General features: G+C 49.8%; 1 rRNA gene. It reads right to left on the reverse strand.

What is annotated here, in order from left to right:
- Positions 1 to 255: ribosomal RNA gene (locus tag GKO22_RS16960) — 23S ribosomal RNA — on the reverse strand; the annotation flags it as partial.

The raw sequence follows: 255 nt of genomic DNA on the forward strand, positions 1-255 counted from the left end.
GGTCTCTCAGGAGTATTTAGCCTTACCGGATGGTGCCGGTAGATTCAAGCAGGATTTCTCCGGTCCCGCCCTACTCAGGATACCACTATGCTGTCATTCTTTACCTGTACGGGGCTGTCACCCTTATTGCGCAGTTTCCCACCTGCTTCCAGTTCATAGCGACAATACAATGTCGTGGTCCTACAACCCCATAATTGCCGTAACAACTATGGTTTGGGCTCTTTCGTGTTCGCTCGCCACTACTTACGAAATCAT

Origin of the sequence: Sphingobacterium chungjuense, assembly GCF_011316935.1 — a bacterium.
Lineage (GTDB): Bacteria > Bacteroidota > Bacteroidia > Sphingobacteriales > Sphingobacteriaceae > Sphingobacterium > Sphingobacterium chungjuense.